The 892-nt window shown below is 42.3% G+C and carries 1 protein-coding gene and 1 pseudogene; both read left to right on the top strand.

What is annotated here, in order from left to right:
- A partial coding sequence (locus AC1DVB_RS27605; protein WP_477592034.1) for a nitric oxide synthase oxygenase occupies positions 1-575 on the top strand: 575 nt, incomplete at its 5' end.
- A 62-nt stretch (positions 576-637) separates the two neighbouring features.
- Positions 638-892, top strand: a pseudogene (locus AC1DVB_RS27610) (hypothetical protein); the annotation flags it as partial.

Genomic DNA, 892 nt, shown 5'->3' on the forward strand with positions numbered 1-892 from the left:
TTGTAGTCCAAGTGAACGGAAAAACCGCTAGTTTTCATGATATACCTGAAAGCCTCGTTAAAGAGGTTCAAATCACCCACCCTGAACTGACATGGTTCGAAGATCTTAAACTAAAATGGTACGCAGTTCCAATCATATCTGGTATGAGGCTGGAAATTGGCGGTATTACTTATTCAGCTGCACCATTTAATGGGTGGTACATGGGAACGGAAATCGGTGCTAGGAATCTTGCTGATGAAGAACGCTACAATATGCTGCCGGCAATCGGGGAGAGGATGGGCCTGGATATTAAACGTGATTCGAGTTTATGGAAAGATCGAGCCCTTATCGAACTGAATGAAGCAGTCCTTCATTCGTATAAAAAACACGGAGTCAGCATTGTTGATCACCATACAGCAGCTAAGCAATTCAAGAAATTCGAAGAAAAAGAAGCCTCATATGACAGGAAAGTAACGGGGGATTGGACCTGGTTAATTCCACCGGTGTCACCAGCCACGACCCATGTTTTCCATCAGCCATATAACAATGAAATAATGAAACCTAATTTCTTTTATCAAATTCCTCCATATAAATAAAGGTTTACATGAACTGGCGGCGGGTATATATACAGTAAGCCAAATAAATAAGGGGGAAGGTAATGATGGCATTAGGAAGAAACGCGGTATTACTAGGAGTCGGAGTTGCCGGAGTCTCATTTTTATCGAATAAAACGAACAGAGGAAAAGTGAAGGACATGTGGTCCAATGCAAAAGCAAAAACGGTAGGCTTTTGGAATAGGACGGCTTCAGAGCTGGATCCTGTAATTGAAAAGGCGGGTCACCCTGATCCATATGATCATGATGACAATAAAATGGTGGACGAAGGCGCCATGTACGGTGTTCACTATTATAAT

It is taken from the genome of Peribacillus sp. P4_D6 (genome assembly GCF_056401795.1).